This window comes from Microbulbifer mixtoriginis (SeqCode) (genome assembly GCF_052466865.1).
In genome coordinates this window covers 4,433,629-4,452,189 of record NZ_CP174293.1, presented here as the reverse complement: position 1 = coordinate 4,452,189, position 18,561 = coordinate 4,433,629, and the positions used below count along the sequence as shown (strand labels likewise).

At 52.2% G+C, this 18,561-nt stretch carries 14 protein-coding genes; 2 read left to right on the top strand and 12 right to left on the bottom strand.

Features of this window, described 5'->3' with window-relative positions:
• Nucleotides 1-53 precede the first annotated feature (53 nt).
• Entirely contained in the window at nucleotides 54-371 is a 318-nt protein-coding gene (locus tag ACJJJA_RS20055) for a DMT family transporter (RefSeq protein WP_252083343.1), read from the bottom strand.
• Nucleotides 372-660: 289 nt separating this feature from the next.
• On the opposite strand from ACJJJA_RS20055, the gene ACJJJA_RS20050 reads away from it, so the two are divergent.
• A complete protein-coding gene (locus tag ACJJJA_RS20050; protein WP_444903177.1) occupies nucleotides 661-2,736 on the top strand; it encodes a TonB-dependent receptor in 2,076 nt (691 codons plus the stop codon).
• Nucleotides 2,737-2,807: 71 nt separating this feature from the next.
• Here the strand turns inward: ACJJJA_RS20050 and ACJJJA_RS20045 are convergent, their stop codons facing one another.
• The 5 genes from ACJJJA_RS20045 to ACJJJA_RS20025 all read right to left on the bottom strand — a co-directional run bounded on the left by ACJJJA_RS20045 (nucleotide 2,808) and on the right by ACJJJA_RS20025 (nucleotide 9,522).
• The gene (locus ACJJJA_RS20045) at nucleotides 2,808-4,658 is read right to left on the bottom strand and encodes a DUF885 domain-containing protein (protein WP_444903176.1); all 1,851 of its coding nucleotides are present in this window, start codon (nucleotides 4,656-4,658) and stop codon (nucleotides 2,808-2,810) included.
• A 131-nt stretch (nucleotides 4,659-4,789) separates the two neighbouring features.
• The gene (dxs, locus tag ACJJJA_RS20040) at nucleotides 4,790-6,706 is read right to left on the bottom strand and encodes a 1-deoxy-D-xylulose-5-phosphate synthase (protein ID WP_444903175.1); all 1,917 of its coding nucleotides are present in this window, start codon (nucleotides 6,704-6,706) and stop codon (nucleotides 4,790-4,792) included.
• Nucleotides 6,707-6,800: 94 nt separating this feature from the next.
• Nucleotides 6,801-7,709 (bottom strand): polyprenyl synthetase family protein, encoded by a 909-nt coding sequence (locus tag ACJJJA_RS20035; RefSeq protein ID WP_444903174.1) that lies wholly within the window; start codon nucleotides 7,707-7,709, stop codon nucleotides 6,801-6,803.
• Nucleotides 7,710-7,961 carry an exodeoxyribonuclease VII small subunit gene (locus ACJJJA_RS20030; protein WP_444882781.1) on the bottom strand — a complete coding sequence of 84 codons (252 nt, stop codon included), beginning with the start codon at nucleotides 7,959-7,961 and terminating at the stop codon, nucleotides 7,710-7,712.
• A gap of 82 nt (nucleotides 7,962-8,043) precedes the next feature.
• Complete coding sequence (locus ACJJJA_RS20025) at nucleotides 8,044-9,522, bottom strand: DUF7133 domain-containing protein (protein WP_444903173.1); 1,479 nt, start codon at nucleotides 9,520-9,522, stop codon at nucleotides 8,044-8,046.
• An 801-nt stretch (nucleotides 9,523-10,323) separates the two neighbouring features.
• Here ACJJJA_RS20025 and ACJJJA_RS20020 point away from each other — a divergent pair.
• Nucleotides 10,324-10,893 (top strand): HNH endonuclease, encoded by a 570-nt coding sequence (locus ACJJJA_RS20020; protein ID WP_444887211.1) that lies wholly within the window; start codon nucleotides 10,324-10,326, stop codon nucleotides 10,891-10,893.
• 85 nt (nucleotides 10,894-10,978) lie between these two features.
• On the opposite strand, the gene ACJJJA_RS20015 is transcribed toward ACJJJA_RS20020, so the two are convergent.
• The 6 genes from ACJJJA_RS20015 to ACJJJA_RS19990 all read right to left on the bottom strand — a co-directional run bounded on the left by ACJJJA_RS20015 (nucleotide 10,979) and on the right by ACJJJA_RS19990 (nucleotide 18,259).
• On the bottom strand, nucleotides 10,979-11,983 hold the full coding sequence (locus tag ACJJJA_RS20015; RefSeq protein WP_444882778.1) for a D-alanine--D-alanine ligase: 1,005 nt from the start codon (nucleotides 11,981-11,983) through the stop codon (nucleotides 10,979-10,981).
• Between the two features lie 4 nt (nucleotides 11,984-11,987).
• A complete protein-coding gene (mepA, locus tag ACJJJA_RS20010; protein ID WP_444887210.1) occupies nucleotides 11,988-12,896 on the bottom strand; it encodes a penicillin-insensitive murein endopeptidase in 909 nt (302 codons plus the stop codon).
• Between the two features lie 76 nt (nucleotides 12,897-12,972).
• Complete coding sequence (hisC, locus tag ACJJJA_RS20005; RefSeq protein WP_444887209.1) at nucleotides 12,973-14,046, bottom strand: histidinol-phosphate transaminase; 1,074 nt, start codon at nucleotides 14,044-14,046, stop codon at nucleotides 12,973-12,975.
• Nucleotides 14,043-15,080, bottom strand: coding sequence for an FHA domain-containing protein (locus ACJJJA_RS20000; protein WP_444887208.1), 1,038 nt, complete (start codon nucleotides 15,078-15,080; stop codon nucleotides 14,043-14,045). The genes hisC and ACJJJA_RS20000 overlap by 4 nt, the downstream gene beginning before the upstream one ends.
• Complete coding sequence (locus ACJJJA_RS19995) at nucleotides 15,071-16,369, bottom strand: S1C family serine protease (protein ID WP_444887207.1); 1,299 nt, start codon at nucleotides 16,367-16,369, stop codon at nucleotides 15,071-15,073. Before ACJJJA_RS19995 ends, ACJJJA_RS20000 begins: the two co-directional genes overlap by 10 nt.
• A gap of 108 nt (nucleotides 16,370-16,477) precedes the next feature.
• The gene (locus ACJJJA_RS19990) at nucleotides 16,478-18,259 is read right to left on the bottom strand and encodes a trans-sulfuration enzyme family protein (RefSeq protein WP_444903172.1); all 1,782 of its coding nucleotides are present in this window, start codon (nucleotides 18,257-18,259) and stop codon (nucleotides 16,478-16,480) included.
• Nucleotides 18,260-18,561: the final 302 nt, after the last annotated feature.

Here is an 18,561-nt window from a genome sequence, read left to right as displayed (position 1 = left end):
TTAACCAGGCTTTGAAGGGCAGCATTCGCTGCCCTTCAAAGCCTTTATACAAGCTAGCGGGCCAATTTTAATGTGACTACCCCGACGATAATTAACAGTACTCCGAGATATCGTCCGAGACTGGCTGTCTCACCAAAGAAAATGACTCCCATCAGAAAGGCACCGGCCGCACCGATACTGGTCCAGACAGCATAGGAGATGCCAATGGGAATCTCTCGCTGGGCCAACCACAATAAAAACCCACTGAGCCCAATAAATACGACCGCCATTACAACACCCAGCAGGCGAGTCGATGTCTCTTGGGATATTTTTAGCCCCAGCACCCAGCCTATTTCACAAAGACCGGCCATTAACAGGTAGAACCAGGCCATGCTTTTCCTCTTTAAAGGGTAATTTTTAAAAAATCTTATTTCGACCTCCTCTTGGAGGTTAGGTCGGAGAATAGCTATCTGCCACTTTGCCTAGAAGTTAGGGGAAATAGATTGACTAATTTGCAGATGACGCCTTTTTATAGCGTGTTTTTACTTCGGTATAGATTTTGACAGGGAGCTTGATAGCTTAATGCGGAAGGAGACTTTGAGAGAAGTAGGGGAAGTGTGGGAAAACCCTGCCCAGGTCCTGTATGGTTGACTGATATCGAAGGAAAAATAAGCTGGAAGCATGTTAATAAAAACCAAGAGCCTGGTGCTAATACTTTTGTCGGTCAGTCAGGTGGCTTTGTCGGATTCGGCGAAAATAGAGTCGGTCGTTGTCACAGCCAGTCGTGTTGAGAAACAGTTTCAGAATTATCCAGAAAGTTTCTCCATGCTTGATCGTTTCGAGTTAAAGCTGATTAAGCACAATCATATCCAGCAAAGTTTAGTGCGGGTTCCTGGGGCCAATGTGGCAAGGGGTAACGGCCAGGAATATTTACCCGCATTGCGTTCGCCAGTACTGTCTGGGGCTGGAGCCTGTGGCAGTGTGCTGACAATGGAGGATGGCATCCCTCTGCGGGCACATGGATTCTGCAATATTAATGAGTTGTTTGAATCCCATAGTGAAATGGCTCAGAGAATTGAAGTTATTCGCGGCCCGGCCAGCACCCTGTATGGTTCCAATGCTATGCATGGTGTCGTGAATATTCTGAGTCCGGAAATTGAAGAAAATACCAAGGCCTTCTCTGGCATTTTAGGCTTTGAAGGTGGTCCTCACGATTACTATCGAGCCAGTATTTCGGCAGAATCTAACCTTTCTAACAAAGGCAGAGTGCGAGCAGATCTTTCCCTGGCATCTGATAGTGGTTATCGGGACCACTCTGGTTACGATCAACAAAAGCTCAGCCTTTTACACTCTGTCACTACAGGGAAGACACAAATCCGTTCTCGTCTGGCAGTCACGAATTTAAATCAGGAAACAGCGGGTTATATCGAAGGATACAATGCCTATCGGGATGATCAGCGGGACAGGGAAAACCCGAATCCAGAAGCATTCCGCGATGCCTCCGCGGTACGGCTTTACTCCATTCTCGATATTAATTTGGGCTCGGAAAAAAAGCTATCACTGGCCCCTTATCTTAGAAAAACAGATATGCGTTTTCTGCAGCATTATTTGCCGGGGCAGGCGTTGGAAGAAAATGGCCAGGAGAGTATCGGCTTGCGGAGTAGCTATCTTTTTAGCTGGGCAGGCAACTTGGAAGTAGTAATGGGGCTAGATACAGAATTTACTCAAGGCTACTTACGAGAACGCCAAAAAGATCCAACTGAGGGATCAGATTTTTTGCGGGAGACTATCCCTGTAGGTAAGCACTATGACTATCAAGTAAATGCTTACAGCGTTGCTCCTTTTACTTTGGCTACCTGGAATGTTACTGATACTTTAAAGCTTTACAGCGGTGTACGTTTTGAGTCGGTACAGTATGACTACAACAATAAAATGCTTTCTGGCCGTACGGCCGAGGATGGTCTCCCTTGTGGCTTTGGTGGCTGTAGGTTTAGCCGGCCAGAGGACCGCAAAGACAGTTTCCAGAACTGGTCACCCAAACTAGGAGCTACTTACGATTTCACATCAGGCCTGCAATTATTTGTAAATATGACTCAAGGATATCGGGTTCCCCAGGCAGCAGAACTTTACCGTTTACAGCGAGAACAAACTGTTGCCGAATTGGAGTCCGAGCAAATCAGCAGTATTGAATTGGGGGTACGAGCTATTAAGGAAAACCTTTCTTATGAGCTCGTCGCTTATGGAATGCGCAAGCACAATGTGATTTTTCGGGATACGGAGTACTTTAACCAATCTAATGGGAAAACCTCACATCGCGGTGTAGAGATGGCTCTTGGCTATAAATTTGCTCAGGACTGGCGACTGGAGGCTTCTTCCAGTTATGCGGAGCACCGTTATCGAGATGAGCGAGAGCTGAGGGGAGTACTACTGGATGGCAATCTTGTGGATTCAGCTCCCAGGGCTTTCGGTAGCTATCGCCTGCAGTGGCAACCTCGGCAAGGTATAAACGCTGAACTGGAGTGGTTGTATCAGGGGCGCTATTACACCGACCCCCAAAATCAGCATGAATATTCTGGGCATAACTTATTGAATCTGCGAGCCCGGTGGGAATTTGATCGTTGGGCTCTCTCAGCAAGGATGTTAAATCTAACCAATAGGGCTTACGCAGAGCGAGCGGACTATAGCAGCTTTGCTGGGGACAGGTATTTTCCTGGGGAGCCACGCGCAATTTATTTATCTGTATCTTCAGAGTGGTGATTTGATTAGAGGGCTTTTAGCGGATACTTCAGCCATAAAAAAGGGCAGGAAATACCTGCCCTTTCGTTTATCTAGCCCGCAGAGATTTGTGATGTTACAGGGGGAGTAACCTGGGCCGATGCAGAGCCCTGGCTTTCAATCCAGCTGTTCATTCGTGTTTCGAGAATATTTAAGGGCAGGGCACCGGCGCCAAGAAGGGCATCGTGGAAGCTGCGGATATCAAAATTATTGTCGAGTTCCTCTTCTGCTTTTGCACGTAGCTCCTTAATTTTTAATTGCCCTAATTTATAGGCCAGTGCCTGTCCAGGCCAAACCAGGTAGCGATCAATTTCCACGGTGACATCGTGCAGAGGCTTGGCACTATTTTCCATAAAATAGTCAATTGCCTGCTCACGGCTCCAGCCCAGCTGATGCATGCCGGTGTCTACAACCAGACGCACGGCGCGCCACATATCGTAGGTCAGCGCCCCAAACTCGCTGTAGGGATCTTTGTACAAGCCCAGGTCATAACCGAGGCTTTCGGAGTAGAGGCCCCAGCCTTCCACAAAAGCGGTATAGAGAGCCATGCGTCGCAATGGGTGAATATCAGCTTGCTCCTGGGCCAGGGCAATCTGTAAGTGGTGGCCAGGCATTGCCTCATGTACCGTCAGCGCTTCCATTTCCCACTTCGGCCTGCTGGGCAGATTATAGGTATTGGCAAAGAAGATACCCGCGCGGCCGGCTTCGTTGGAGCCAGGCTGGTAATAGGCCGTGGTCTGTGACTGCTCCGAGTAGCCGGGAATGGGTTTAACTCCATAGGGCAGCCTGGGCAAGGTACCAAACAGGGCGGGCAGCTCGCCATCAATGCGCTTGGCAATATCCCGGTAGTCTCGTAACAGGGCCTCACGGCTGGTGTGGTAAAAGCGTGGATCAGTACGCAGGAATTCGGTAAAAGCCTTGAAGTCTCCCTGGAAGCCAGTCTTCTGTATGACAGCTTGCATCTCTGCACGGATACGCTTCACTTCGGCCAAGCCTATACGGTGGATTTCTTCCGGGCTAAGGTGAGTGGTGGTGCTCTTTTCTACTTTGTAGGCATACCAGCGCAGACCGTCTGGACGACTGCTGAGGGCGATGCCTTTCTGTGCACCAGGAATGTATTCCCTTTCGATAAATTCCGCTATGTCTCGCCATGCCGGTAATAACTGGCTCCCGTAGATGGCGAGGGCGCGCTGGCGCAGGCTTTTTTGTTTTGCTTTGGGGATGGCGCTGGGCATTTCCGCAAATGCACTGAGTAGAGGACTCTGCTCGGGAGTTGTGGGGATCAGCGCGCGGATCTGCCGGGGTAGATCACGCAGAGTGATTTGCGGCGGAGTAACCCCTTTTCTTAATCCCTGCTGCATTAGCGTCTGTGTCTGTGTTACCAAAGTTGGTAGCTTTGATAGGCGTGCCAGAATATCTTCGTAATCAGCAACCGTACTGCGCGGCATACTGTTGAGTACATTCGGCACATCGAGCTGGATACCGCTCATATGGGTAATGGGTTGTAGATGTTCGGGGAACTGGAAGCCCTTCACCCCACCGAGCAAATCCTGGTAAAGCAGTTGGTAGTCCAGTTGTTGCTGCTCGGGTAACTCGCTGACATCGAGGTTGCGGGTAGCACCTAAAAGTTGACGAGTCTGTTCTTGTCGAGCCTCAATGCCTCTCTTTGAGTTGTCTACCCAGCGATCATTTTGCCCTGGATAGCCCTCATAAGTGGCCTGGCTGGGAAAGCTTTCCATAATCCAGCGATAGCGCAGATCCTGTAGGGCCACCAGTCTTTCAGAGGCATTCTCTTTCGGCAGCGCCCGATAGGCCTTCTTAAAATCTTCCTGTTCCATAGCGGTTGCATTGAGGCTGGCGAACAGACCGATGGATGCGACAAGAGTTTTCTTGAGTAGTGACATCTTTCCCCCAAGGCGTGCGGAAATTGATTGATAGAAGGGCGTTAAGTCACGCGGTATCGTCAAATCAATAGTAAGCGGCTGAGTTGTGGTTCAGGAGCCCGATATCCCAGATGGTTATCGGGCCCTTATGGTTAGTTTGCGGCTGCGGCGCGGTCGTTAAAATTGTGCCGGTTAAGCAGCTGCAGGCGCCGGCGGATTTGTTCCTCAATGCCGCCGGCATCGAGGCCTATCTCTGCGAGCAGGTCTTTGTGTTTGCCGTGCTCAATAATGCGGTCCGGCAGGCCCAGTTGCAGTACGGGCAGGGTTCGCGCAGAGCTGTTGAGATACTCCATAACGGCGCTGCCAGCACCTCCGGCGACGGTATTTTCTTCGATGGTGACCAGCAACTGATGGCTGTCGGCCAGTTCATCAATCAGCGCTTCATCTAATGGCTTTACCCAGCGCATATCGGCGAGAGTGGCGCCGAGGCGCTCAGCCGCTGCCGTAGCAGGGGCGAGTAGGGTGCCGAAATTCAAAATGGCCACGCCGCTGCCTTTACGCAGTAGGCGGCCCTTACCGATAGGTAACTCGCGCATCTCTTCTTCTATTGCGGTGCCCATACCGGTACCGCGGGGATAGCGCACAGCGGCGGGCCCCTCGTACTTGTATGCGGTATAGAGTAATTGGCGGCATTCGTTCTCGTCGCTGGGTGCAGCGATGGCGAGGTAGGGCAAGCAACGCATAAAGGTCAGATCGAAGCTGCCTGCATGGGTTGGGCCGTCTTCACCTACAAGGCCGGCGCGGTCGATGGCGAAGGTGACATCCAGGTTTTGGATAGCAACATCATGCACCATTTGGTCATAGCCGCGCTGTAGGAAAGTAGAGTAAATGGCCACAACCGGCTTTTGGCCCTCGCAGGCGAGGCCGGCAGCGAGAGTAACGGCGTGCTGCTCGGCAATGGCTACGTCTTGGAAGCGTTTTGGAAAACGGTTGGAAAACTCTACCATGCCAGAGCCCTCACACATGGCGGGGGTAATTCCGATTAGGCGCTCGTCCTTTTCGGCGGTGTCACACAGCCACTGGCCGAAAATATCCTGATACTTGGGCAGCTTCTTCCTGCCCGGCACAGCCACCTGGACTTTGCTCTCTGGCTCCAGCTTGTTCAATGCGTGGTAACCCACCGGGTCGGCTTCAGCCGGACCAAAGCCTTTGCCTTTGGTAGTGGCGATATGCAGTAGCTGGGGACCGGGCTGGCTGCGCAGGTTGCGCAGGGTGTGCACCAGATCGTGCATGTTGTGCCCATCCAGTGGCCCCACGTAGTTGAAGCCCAGTTCCTCAAACAGTGTGCCGGGAGTGATCATGCCTTTAACATGCTCTTCGGTGCGGCGCGCCAACTGCCAGGCCTTGGGAATAGCCGATAAAATCTTGCGGCTGCCCTCGCGCATATTGAGATAGGTTTTGCTGGCAAGAATCTTGGCGAAGTAGGTAGCCAAGCCTCCGACATTTTTAGAGATCGACATGCTGTTGTCATTGAGCACAACCAACATATCCCGGCCTGTGTGAGATGCGTGATTGAGTGCTTCGAAGGCCATGCCAGCGGTCATAGCGCCGTCGCCAATCACCGCCACGACTTTGCGCTCGTCGGGGGAGCCCAGGGCCATTCCCAGGGCGGCACCGATAGAAGTACTGGAATGCCCCACGCCGAAGGTGTCGTAGGGGCTCTCACTGCGCTTGGGAAAGCCTGACAAGCCGCCTTGCTGGCGCATGGTGAGCATCTGCTCACGGCGGCCGGTGAGTATCTTGTGAGGGTAGGTTTGGTGGCCCACATCCCAGACCAAGCGGTCCTCTGGCGTGTTGTAGATATAGTGCAGGGCGATGGTCAGCTCCACCACACCGAGACCGGCGCCGAAGTGTCCGCCGGTTTGGCCGACACAATACAACAGGTACTCGCGCAACTGGTTGGCGAGTTCGGGCAGTTGGCGTTCATCGAGTGCGCGCAGCTGTGCCGGCTCGTCAATGACGTCAAGCAGCGGCGTATGCGGGCGTGTGCGTGGAATTTCTTCGAGCATCAAACGGTTCAATTGCTACAGATGGTATTAGTGAAGGGGATTGTATGCCTGTGAAGGGCATATTGCATCCCAATGACGGGGTAGAGATCCCGACTTAGTGGCCGCGTTGGACGATATAATCGGCCAGCTGCTTCAGTAGTAGTGTATCGCCGGGCAGTGTTGAAAGGGCACTTAAAGCCTCCCCGCGCAAGCCCTGGAGCTTCTCTTTTGCGCCTTTGAGCCCCAATAGGGAGACATAAGTCGGTTTGTTGAGAAGGGCGTCTGCGCCCTGAGTTTTACCCAGAATGGCTGTATCTACTGTGACGTCAAGGATATCGTCCTGTACCTGAAAAGCCAGGCCAATGGCTTCTGCGTAGAGGGTTAGCGCTTCCAGTTGGTCGCTGGTGGCACCACCGTGCAGCGCGCCCATGCGCGCACTAGCGCGAATAAGGGCGCCAGTTTTCAGGCGATGCATCGCTTCTAGTTGTGCCAGGGTGAGGGTTTTATCCACAGAATCCAGGTCGATGGCCTGACCTGCAACCATTCCCCGGCTGCCAGATGCCTTTGAGAGCTCCGCAATAAGTAGTAGCTTCAATGCGGGCTCGGTGTTATCGGACAACAGCAGTTCGAATGCCTGGGTTTGTAGTGCATCACCGGCGAGAATAGCGGTGGCCTCGTTGTAGGCGATATGGCAAGTGGGACGGCCCCGGCGCAGGTCGTCATCATCCATGGCTGGCAGGTCATCGTGCACCAGTGAATAGGCGTGGACGCACTCAAGGGCAGCGGCGCTGGCGTCGCATCTGGCAGGATCAAAATCCACCCCACGGAAGACCTGGGCACAGGCGTACACGAGTGCTGGGCGCAGGCGTTTGCCAGGGCCCAGTGCGGCATAGCGCATGGCCTCAAAGAGCTTATTGGCACCGGGAATAGATTCTGCCAGCGTGTCGCGGATACGGCTTTCGACACGCTGAGAGGAATCCTTGAGGAATGCACTCAGCTCGGCGGGCAGGGTAGGGGAACTCACTTAGGAATCGCCTGAGGAGTTGTCGGCCTCGAACGGCAACTCGCGAATACTACCGTTCTCCTCCATCAGCATTTTGACCTTTTGCTCGGCGCTGGCGAGTTTTTTCTGGCACTCACGGGTGAGTTTGACCCCTTGCTCAAAGTCGGCCAGGGCCTCCTCCAGGGGCAGGTCTCCTGCCTCCAGGCGTTCTACTAATTCTTCAAGAGCCTCCAGGCTCTGTTCAAAACTTGCCGATTTTTTCTTTGCCGCCATAGCATCGCCTCGTAATTGCGGGGCAACCTTAGCCGCTGGCGCGGCAGGGGTCAATTGGCACGGAGTAAGGGGTAAGAGGGAGTTATTGCAAAGCCTCCCTTGAAAGCAGGTAGTGGGCCAATGCTTTTTTCTGCTCCTCGGTGAAATCATATCTGGGCATCGGGGGGGTTGGCGTATCAAAATAGTCCGCCAGGCTTTGCACGGTGTACTTTTTGTTGAGCCCTGCTAATGGTACCTGTTGCTGGTGGCACTGCGCACAATTGTGGCTCAGGTATAGCGCTCTTCCCTCGCGCGCGGCGGTGGCATCGGTTGGTGGTGGTTTTTTGGGTACCCTAGGTGTGGTAGGTGTTCTCTCCGCGGATAACTTTACTTTTTGTGGGGTAGCGGTGGGTGAGAGACGATAGATGGCCCCCGCGTAATCGTCTGAAATATAAATATTGCCCTTGCCATCTTCGACAATTGCCACTGGCCTGCCAGAAACCTCCTTGCGGTTGTTACTGAGGAAGCCCCAGAGGAAATCCCGCTGGGTGATTTTCCCGCCTTCATTCCAGTGTAGAGATACCACTTTGTAACCATCTTTCACGCTTCTGTTCCAGGAACCGTGCAGTGCTACTAAGGCAGCGCCGCGATAACCTGTCGGTTGTTCCGGACTTCGCAGGAAGCGGATGCCTAGAGGGGCATTATGTGCGGCGAACTCGTGTACAGGGGGGAGGGAAGCGGCAATCATTTCTTTGATGGTGGGGTCTTCATCGTCGATAAAGTCCGGGTCCGGTACCCGGTCACCGTAGGCGTAGGGCCAGCCGTAGAATTTGTCGGCTTGGATAAGGTTGAGTTCATCGGGTGGCAGGTTGTCACCCAGCCAGTCGCGACCATTATCTGTGGCATAGAGGCCGCCATCTTTGGGTGACCAGTCAAACCCCACACTATTGCGCAGGCCGGTGGCGAATATTTTGAGGTCACTGCCATCGGGACGCAGGCGCATAATACTGGCGCGTCGACGATCTTTTTCTACACAGACGTTACAGCTGGAACCGCTACTGAGGTACAGCCAGCCATCCGGTCCCTTTTCAAGGGTTTTGGTCCAATGGCCGCTGTCTGCCAAGCCTTCGACGATTCTCTGGTAACGCCCTGCCAGGCGGGCATCGGAGTGATCAAGGGGCACTCTGCCTACAGCATCGCTTTCCGCTATATATAGCCAGTTCTCATGCAGTAGAAGTCCGTGTGGGCGGTTTAAGTCTCCAATTAATATGCGCTGGCTGTCGGCGCGTCCATCACCGTTACGATCGGGGGTTAACAGGGAAACCTGTCCCTTCTTGGGTTGGGATACGAGGATATCCCCCGAACGGGTTATTGCCAGCCAGCGAGCATTGGGCACATTATCTGTAAATAGTTGTAGTTGATAGCCAGTGGCGGCTGTTAAATTTTGAGTGACCTCCTGCTCGCTGGTTTTCGCGCCTCCAATGATTTGGCGCCAGGGAACGCTAATACCCGAAGAGACTGCTGTGAAGGCGCTTGAAACAACGGCGCTGAAGATAAGCAAAAAAATTAGCGTATATTTCAACGTCTTTTTCCCTGTTTCGATTGAACTTGAAATAAAGGTGTTTATAGTGGCCGCGCTCATGCACTGAGCTCCGTTTTAGCACAGTGTACTCATCGAGTCTCCCTCTCATTTATTAAAGAAATATTTCACCTTGTGAGATATGTCTTACATAAAATTCAGCAGATTACCCCTACTCTTTTTTCGCCTGATGTCCATAATTAACTGGCAGGGACGCAAAAGGGACTGCAACTCTGCGGCAAAGGATAAAAGGAATGCGCCGCTCGCCCTAAGGATATGGGCACCATCCTGTGAGACGCACCGCCCGGGCCGGATTGCCTGGGCGGTGTTTTACATGCTCGAAGACTTTATATTTGTTCAAATAAATTTTAATAGTAATTCTTTACTTAATCTTCATCCTCTCTAATCGTTAATTATTCACGGTCGGTACTTTTTGTAAGCCAGGTCTGCTTCTATCTGGAATTTGTAATATTTATCCGCTTTAATGATGAGAGGTCGGCCATTATTGCTCGGGCCGGTGGAGGATGGCGCATTCAGCAATCAATCATTAGCAGTGCCCGTTTACGCTCTGGCATTCTCTCACTGCCGGGCTCTTGTCCTCTCGCCATTGAAATCATCAGCGGGTTATCGCCCTTATCACTTTAACGCCTTATCCAAACTGGACTCTCAAGTTCAGGCTTATTTGTCTATCTCTTTCTTCCAGGCAGCATGTCAAATCAGATACTTGAGTGCCGGAAAAGTATCCGCTTGGTTAGCTGTAGTAGTAGGCCGGATTCTTCTGTCTAACTGCGGGGAGGCGAAGTCATGCAAGCACGCATTTTGCGCCTGAATTTGGCGGGACAGCCATTGGACTGGCTCACTTGGCAGGAGGCTTCCTGTTTATACGTCCGGGATCTGGTTACCTGGTCTTTGGGGGGCATAGTACAGAGGGTAAGGGGCGGGTTTAATCGGAATGGAGAGCGTTCGGCTCTGGATCTGGCATCAATTATCGCCTGTGGCGGTGCTCGAATGGCGCGGCCACGCAACCGTCCGCCGCTTACAAACCGCGCACTTTTCTTTCGTGATGTGCACACCTGCCTCTACTGCGGGAGTATTTTTAAGTCAGCTGAGCTAACTCGAGATCATGTTATCCCAGTGTCGAAGGGAGGGATGGACTCTTGGGAAAATGTGGTCACAGCCTGTCGCCGCTGTAATCAGCATAAGGGCAATTTTTTACTTGAAGATATTGATATGGAATTACTGGCTCTGCCTTTTTGTCCCAATGCTGCAGAATACCTGGCTTTGATTAATAGTGAACGGATCCGCGGAGATCAGATGGAATTTCTGCGCAGTCAATTTTCCCGTAGACGGCAACAGAATTGGTTATTGCACTAGTTGTGTTTTGTTTACTGACATTAAAAAAAGGGGCTATAGCCCCTTTTTTTAATGTCACTTTTCTGAGTGGAGTTCAAGGTAGTATCTATTTAACTGATTGTTTTACCGCGGAACGAATTTGCCCCGTCAGATATTCAGTAAAATCATGGCCATGGTTTTGCATCATTTTGGGGAACATAGAGTTGGGGGTCATTCCGGGGAAAGTATTGACTTCATTTAGGTAGAGCTCCCCTTCGTCTGTTAGGAAAAAATCGATGCGAGAGAGATCTTTCAGCTTTAGGGCCTTAAAAGTACGTATCGAAACTTCCTGAATCCAAGCCAATTGCTGTTCGCTCAGACCCTCAGCTTTAATAAACGTCTCGGCGCGACTGCCTGCGGCATATTTTTCCTTATAGGTATAAAAAGTATCTGCTGGCGCGCGGACCTCACCGGGATGAGTGGCTATGAGCTCTTCGCCATAAGTGTAAACTGCCACCTCGAGTTCGCGGGCATTGAGGGCTTTTTCTACCAATACATAGGATGAGAGGGTAAAGGCTTCTGCGATTGCATCTTCCAAATCTTCCTTATGGCTGACTTTAAAGCAGCCCACCGAGGAACCCTGGTTTGAAGCTTTGATAAAGACCGCTTCCCACTCTTCCAGTGCGGCGTGGGCCTTACTCAACTCTTCAGCCTCCAGGCTGTGTAGAAAAAGATAGGGGGTGTTATCGATCCCTAGCGCGCTCAGCCACATTTTCGTTTTAATCTTGTTAAAACAAATTTTGCTCGCCTCCGGTGCTGAACCGAAATAGGGGATGCCGAACATCTCGAGCTGGGATTGCAGGTCGCCAGTTTCTCCTGGGTAACCGTGAATTGCTGGGATGACGTAATCCACATCCCAGGCATTGCCGGCTTCATCGCGAATCTTGCCATCGTAAAAGATATGATAGACGCGACCTTCTTTATCAGTCAGGCAGCCGCTAGCATCCATCTCAACTCGCATCAGGGCGATATCTTCGGATTCGGCCAATTGTCCTTCAATAAAATCTGCGGTGCGCAAGGACACTTCGTGCTCGCTGCTGCCACCGCCGCAGATAAGCAAGGTGTTGATCATAAAGTTATTCCATCGTGGTGCCAGCTGGAGGCGCCAGTAAAACCTGCTGGCACTGCTGTGGCATCGTCTTGGGTTTGGGTTTTGTCGGCTGGGCCTTAGTGCCGTTCAGTATTGCGTAGAATTCTTCGCTGAACCACCAGTCCAGGTCATTACCGCAGGGTGTGGTGCGCACCGGAGCCTGAGGCTTGCAGTCAATGCTGCCGGCCGGGCAGGCAAGCCGCACATGAAAATGGTAATTGTGTCCCCACCAAGGGCGTACTTTGCGTAGCCAATCATTGTCGACGCCCGAAATTTCACATAAGTGACGCTTGATGGTGGGATGGACAAAAATCCGCTCTACCCGCTGATCCTCTGCGGCCATACGCAGGATCTTGGGGACTCGTTCGTCCCAATTTTCTTTGACCAAGCGATGTTCGCGGGTATCCGCCAGAGGGATAGCGGAGATATTATCGCGCTCCCACTCTGTCAGTGCCCGCTCTGCGGCGCGCTTGTCTTGTGAAAACCAAATATCCACATCAAGGCCGGTCTGATGGCTACTGTGCCCTCCACTGCCAAAGGGACCACCTCGCGCCATGGACATATCGCCGATCTGTATTCTGCCGAGGTTATTCCGTGCGACACTCCGGGAAAAGTCCTTGAGGAAGGCGATGGTGTCCGGGTGGGCGAAGTGGCGATCGCGGCCGGTGCGCACCAGTTGATAGCCCTCGCCACGTAGAGGCAGGGTTTCTCCTCCCGCGAGACAGCCATTGGTATAGGTGCCTATGCTGGCTGGGTTCTGTGCGCTGGGGCTCTCACTCTCCTCCCAGGGGTTGGCCTGGGCCTGATAGCTCAGGATGGCGGTGGCTAGAGCCAGAGCGCTGGCGAAGAGCTTGGTATTGGCGAACAGTTTGGGGCGATTAAATAAGAGAGACATAAATCCCTAGTTACCGATAAGTCTGGTGGTCGGGTTGCGCTGGGCGCGGACCCGACGAGTATAGACTGACAGTTTACTAGCTCTGTGACGCAAGTATCTCTTTACAGTTCCCTATCAGTTGGTCCATTTCCTGATCTGTGCCAATAGAGATACGCAGGTATTCACTGATGCGGGGCTTATTGAAGTATCTCACCAGAATGCCCAGTTCGCGCAGTGCCAGGTAGAGGGCCTCGGCACCAGGGGCAGGGGGCTTCGCCAGGATGAAATTCGCTTTGGAAGGTATAACTTCAAACCCCAGTTCAAGCAGTGCCTCTTCTGTGCGAGAGCGTGTGGCGACAACCTTGCTGCAGTTGTTTTCATGCCAAGCCCTATCGCGGATGGCTGCAGTAGCCACTTCCTGTGCGATGGCATCGATAGGATAAGAATTGAAAGAGTTCTTGGCGCGCAGCAGCCCCTCAATCAGGTGTTCCTGCCCCATAGCAAAGCCGAGGCGCAGACCTGCCAGAGCATAAGACTTAGACAGGGTGTGAATGACCAGCAGATTGGGGTATTGCTCGATCAATTGGGCGGCACTTTCCCCCCCAAAATCGATGTAGGCTTCATCAATGATCACCACTCGCTCTGGTTGTAGCTGCAGTAGTGCTTCAATTCTATCGAGTGATAAGTAGCGTCCTGTCGGGGCGTTGGGATTGGGGATAATAATTCCAGCGGCAGTACCCGAGAAATCCTCCACATTGAGACTAAAGTCTTCTGAGAGGGGAATACTGCGGGACTCTATGTCGAAAAGCTGGCAGTACACAGGGTAGAAGCTGTAGGTGATATCGGGAAACAGTAAGGGTTCGTTGCGGCGGAAAAAGCTATAAAAACTCAGCGCCAGGACCTCATCAGAACCATTACCGACGAAAACCTGCCTGTCATTCAGTCCATATCGCGTGGCAATGGCTGCGCGCAACTCACAGGACTCTGGGTCGGGATAGCGACGCAGGGCGTCGGCAAAATCTCTCTGTGTCAATAGTGCCAGGGCTCGGGGCGAAGCGGGGTAGGGGTTCTCGTTGGTGTTCAGTTTAATCAGAGTTGTACCGCTGGGCTGCTCACCGGGAGTGTAAGGTTCCAACTGTTCCAGGCCGGGGCTCCAAAACACTGTATTCACTGCTCTACCTCTGCGTTCTCGTTTTCTGCGGAAGAGCTCTCCTTGCTCTCATTTTCCGGCTCTTCTTTTTTGATAGGAATATCAAATAGTGCGGCCGAACCGGTGATAAATTCCTGCATGGGCACCGGTTTACGCAACAACATATTATCGTATTTGAGCTCAGTGGAGAGAGCCGGTGTTTCGCGGAAGTCATCGATCGAGCTGATCGTTTCCACCAGACTGAGGCCTAAAAAGCCGAGCGGCAGTACTAGTGCTACCGCCCAGCGCCAGGCGCGCCCTAGGTTGGTGGCCAGATAACAAGCGCACCAGAGCATAGTGGGCAAAATGACAGCGAGTACCAGGAAGTCCAGAACCTCCATGGTATCCCCTATGGCGAAGTTGTAATTCAGTATACTGCCTAACCACTCCCAGACGGCGTAAGTGAGTACGCCCATAGCGGCGATGGAAAGGTGGGCAAAAAAGTGTGTTTCGTGGCGAACCACCCTGCCTACAAAAGCCCAGGCACCCGCATAAATCACCAAGCCGATCACCGCACTGACTAAGATGTTGACGGCGATGGTCCACTGATAAGTACGCGCGTAGCCGAGGTAGCTGAGCAGTACCGTGGACAGGGCTACGGCGAGTACCAGGAGGGTGGCGTACAGAGGGTTGGATAGGCTGGCAAACAGATTTTCCAGCGAATGCAGAGGGGTGGCCTCGGCAACATCGTCATCGCAATTAAATATTCGTAAGCGCGACTTACCACATTGTATTAGATCCCCAGAGGTAATCTGATGGGAGGAGATCTCCCCAGGCTTAACCGATCGGTCTTTCAGATTCCCCAGTAGCTGGCTGCCATTCACCGTATTCAAATCGTGCAGAATATAACTGCCATCTTCTTCCCGACGAATTTCTGCATGGCGCCCATCTGTGTGGATGTCTTCCAAGATTGCATCGTTGCTATAGGCGCGGCCCAGGGTGAACTTTTCACCTTTCATTCGGTAGCGCACCTGCACCCGGTGAGCGCGGTTGAGTTCTTCAATTATCAGTGCCATTGGATTTCGCTCGTGAACTTCTCGGCAAAGGCGTCGGCAGACTCCCGGGTAAAGCCGGATAGAGTAAAGTGGCTGACCAGCGCGCGATTCTTCTGGTCCACGCTGAGGCTCAAGAAAAAGATATCGTACAGGTCGGGGAAGTTTTTATAGCGTCTTACACAGTAACTGGTGCGGCTAATTAGCGGTTTTTTACTGCGCTCTGGTTTGGATACGGGGCCATTGCCATTGCGCGGCTGGGAGGTAAAGTTCTGGCGGCAGCGGAAGTTGGTGACATCCTCTTCACCGGCACTGTTGCCAGGATAAAAAGTGCTCATCTGATGCTCGTATTCCGCATAAAAGCGTGCCGGTAGAAGACCTTCAGATTCGAGCCAGAAAAACTCGTACTCCACTCGACCGGTGTTAAAGTCGTCGGAGAGAAAAATCACATCCTGCCCAGTACAACCTTTATCGATGCGTTTAATAGGATTGTCGCTATCTTCCTCACTGTTGCCCCAGCACTTAATGGCGGGCACTATTTCCCCAACAACCTTGGCCTCGCCGAGGGATCGGCGCTGCCAATCGGCCTCCAGTATGGAGTCGATAATACGCTGTTGATTGTCGAGCAGCTGCTGGTAGGTGACCTTTTGTAGGTCCAGTGCCACATTGCGTTGATGGAAGTGCTTTAACAAATTGATCAGTTTATCCACCGGAACCAGGAAGCTCACCTGGTTACCGGCAGTTGCCACATTGATCCCCACTACTTGGCCGCGAGTATTAATAGCCGGGCCACCACTCATGCCGGGATTAATAGAACCGGCAAAATGAATACGATCGTAAAAACTACCTCCGGCGATACCGTTGTAAGTGCCTGGGATCAGGGTCATTCCAAGATCCAGAGGATTACCGAGGGAGACTATGGTTTCGCCTTGCTTTGGGGTTTCGGTGGCGAGCTGTAAGTATTCTTTGCCCGGCTTGTCCTGGCGTAGTAGCGCCAAGTCATTGACGACATCGATATCCAGGAGCTCCAGGGTGCCCTTGGTGCCATCGGTTGAAAGATATTCCAGTATATATTTATCCGGATCGCTAACTGCTTGCGCGACAACGTGGTAATTGGTGGCGAGTAGACCATCGGCGGAAATCTGGAATCCTGAGCCGAGCCCGGCTTTCGAATTAGAAGATTTTTCAATTAAGCGTATTTGATAGAGGCTACCGCGATAGTCGCTGTAAAGCTGCTCATATCCCTGTGCCAGCGCCAGAGTTGAGAGACAGAAGAGTACCCAGGCCAGAAAGTGGGCAGAAAAATTCGGCATTTTGTTTGATTAAATTATGGACAGAAGCGGTGATACTACGGGATATAGGGTAGTGCAACAAGCGGGCCACGGCAGGGGATAATTACTGTGCGCCCGCTTTTCAGATTTTTACAGGTAGTCGGTGATTTTCGGTTGTGCTTCTACAACTTTTTTATGTGATTCCAGATAGAAGCGGGTGAAGGTAGCATCCGCTTCCTGCGGTGAGATAAAGCCCTCACTAAATCCAGGGCTGACCGGGTCAAGATGTAAGCGCGCACAGCTGATCACATGAGCCGCTAGCTGAGCCATATTTTCATCTCCCACCGATATTCGGATTGTGGTTGCGAATATACCCGCCGCTTCCATGGCCTGAGGAGAAAGTTCGGAGTGAGAAGTAAGAGCGGGGCAAAGTACCATGGTATTGGTCTGCCCCAGGCTTACCATCTGTCCAAACGCGGGCTCCAGCGCATCGAAGAAACTTTTGAAAGCCTCAGTGGGAATCTGTGCCGCTTCCATATCAATACTAAATAATGGGGTTGGCAGCTGATAGCGCATCAAGGCTTTGCGTAGCTTCGCGTTCGGATGGCTTTCCACCGCATGGCTGTTCACACGAATTTTGCTGTGACTGGCGAAGAAATGGCTGAGGCACTGGGTATTGATACACTTGGTCAACATACGCATTTCCAGAGTGCGCATACCACAGTGCACCTCCCAGGCTTTATCCGCATCTAGGAAAGCGCCTTTGATGTAATACACATCCCAGAACATGCACTGATCCCAGTTCAGCCCCTTGGCACTGTCGCCCTTGGGAATAAACATACGGTGGTTTTCCCCAATCACCACGCCAGCGGTTGCGGCACCGGTGCCGCCAATGTCTTTGGTGTAGGAGTGCACAACAAAGTCTGGACGCTCCTCGCGATCTTGGCGTCGCAGTGGTTGGTAGAGGAAGGGGGTGGCCAGGGTGGCATCCAGGCTGATCAGAATATTTTCCTGGTGTGCAGCCTTACAGATAGCGGGTACGTCCAACATGATACCGTGGGGGTTGCAGGGCGATTCGATATAGACGTGGAGCTTGGAGCCTTGCTGAAGGGCATCGGCGTAATCTCGCTGTGTGTCGGCCAGTAGTTTTTCGAAGTCTTTACCGCTGGTGCCGTCAAACCAAACCAGTTGGATCGCCAGTTTGTCTGGGCGGGCGTAAAAATCCTGTAAGAGCTGGTGTACGCCACCATAGATATTGCGTGAGACGATTAAAATATCGTCGCGGCGCAGCTGATTGGAGAGTAGTGCGTCAATGGCGGCCATACCGGAATTGAAGTTCCAGGCCATATACTCATTGGCTGCCGGTCCGCACTCCAAATCCACAATGGCGTTGGCCAGGGAGATCGAGGTAGGGTTGAGTAGGCGCGAGTAGATATCGTGGCTGGGTTCACGGCCGCGGAAGGCGTCGTCTACCCACTCGGTACAGGCATAGATATAAGTGGCGGTGCGTGCAATCACCGGCGTAGCAGAAAAAATCGCCGGGATATTATCGAACAGTGGGTAGCCACCGCGGGTGGTGATATTGAAATCATCTCCCTGCAGACTCTGAAAGCTGGCGCGCAACGGATTTTGAAGGGTGTCCAATAGTTTTGCCAGCTGGAAACTCATAAAGCGCTTGGCATTGAAGTAGGCAATCTTGTCGGACCGATCCAATCGGTTCAGAGTTTCGCTTACCTGACTCCACAGCTGGTTCAAGTTGCCCTGTGCTTGATATAACAGCGCCGCAGTTTGCTCCAGTAAACGCCCGTGCTCCGACTCCCGATCAATACAAAAATGCTGGAGTTGCTCCCGAGCAAGCTCCGCAATATTAGTGGCCTCAGTGCTGTTGCGTCGGGGAGAGAGAATTTTTACATCTTCGAGATTCGCTTCCATCGTATCCTCATCAGGTGATGCTTTTTGTTATTAGATGACTCTAACAGCCTAAGAGAAAGGATAAAATACTTGGCGTGTAATTCCTTGTAATTGGCCGTGATAGACCTGTAATTCCCGAATTCGTAAAGTAGCTACCAGTTGAGGGGGTACGGGAGATTGTGAAAGCGGTTCCCTGCCACGGATGGGCAGCCCCCACAACATTTCGGATGGATTTTGTATTCTCGCACTGTCGGAGGTGCGAGAAGCGGGAAGAATCAGCGCAAGCTGAGCGGACAAGCTGGAACCGACGGGTGCAGAGTCTT

Bases quoted from the DNA above. Each gene is read 5' to 3' on its own strand.
- ACJJJA_RS20055 (WP_252083343.1), bottom strand. From the start codon at position 371: ATGGCCTGGTTCTACCTGTTAATGGCCGGTCTTTGTGAAATAGGCTGG.
- ACJJJA_RS20050 (WP_444903177.1), top strand. From the start codon at position 661: ATGTTAATAAAAACCAAGAGCCTGGTGCTAATACTTTTGTCGGTCAGT.
- ACJJJA_RS20045 (WP_444903176.1), bottom strand. From the start codon at position 4,658: ATGTCACTACTCAAGAAAACTCTTGTCGCATCCATCGGTCTGTTCGCC.
- dxs (WP_444903175.1), bottom strand. From the start codon at position 6,706: ATGCTCGAAGAAATTCCACGCACACGCCCGCATACGCCGCTGCTTGAC.
- ACJJJA_RS20030 (WP_444882781.1), bottom strand. From the start codon at position 7,961: ATGGCGGCAAAGAAAAAATCGGCAAGTTTTGAACAGAGCCTGGAGGCT.
- ACJJJA_RS20020 (WP_444887211.1), top strand. From the start codon at position 10,324: ATGCAAGCACGCATTTTGCGCCTGAATTTGGCGGGACAGCCATTGGAC.
- ACJJJA_RS20015 (WP_444882778.1), bottom strand. From the start codon at position 11,983: ATGATCAACACCTTGCTTATCTGCGGCGGTGGCAGCAGCGAGCACGAA.
- mepA (WP_444887210.1), bottom strand. From the start codon at position 12,896: ATGTCTCTCTTATTTAATCGCCCCAAACTGTTCGCCAATACCAAGCTC.
- ACJJJA_RS20000 (WP_444887208.1), bottom strand. From the start codon at position 15,080: ATGGCACTGATAATTGAAGAACTCAACCGCGCTCACCGGGTGCAGGTG.
- ACJJJA_RS19995 (WP_444887207.1), bottom strand. From the start codon at position 16,369: ATGCCGAATTTTTCTGCCCACTTTCTGGCCTGGGTACTCTTCTGTCTC.
- ACJJJA_RS19990 (WP_444903172.1), bottom strand. From the start codon at position 18,259: ATGGAAGCGAATCTCGAAGATGTAAAAATTCTCTCTCCCCGACGCAAC.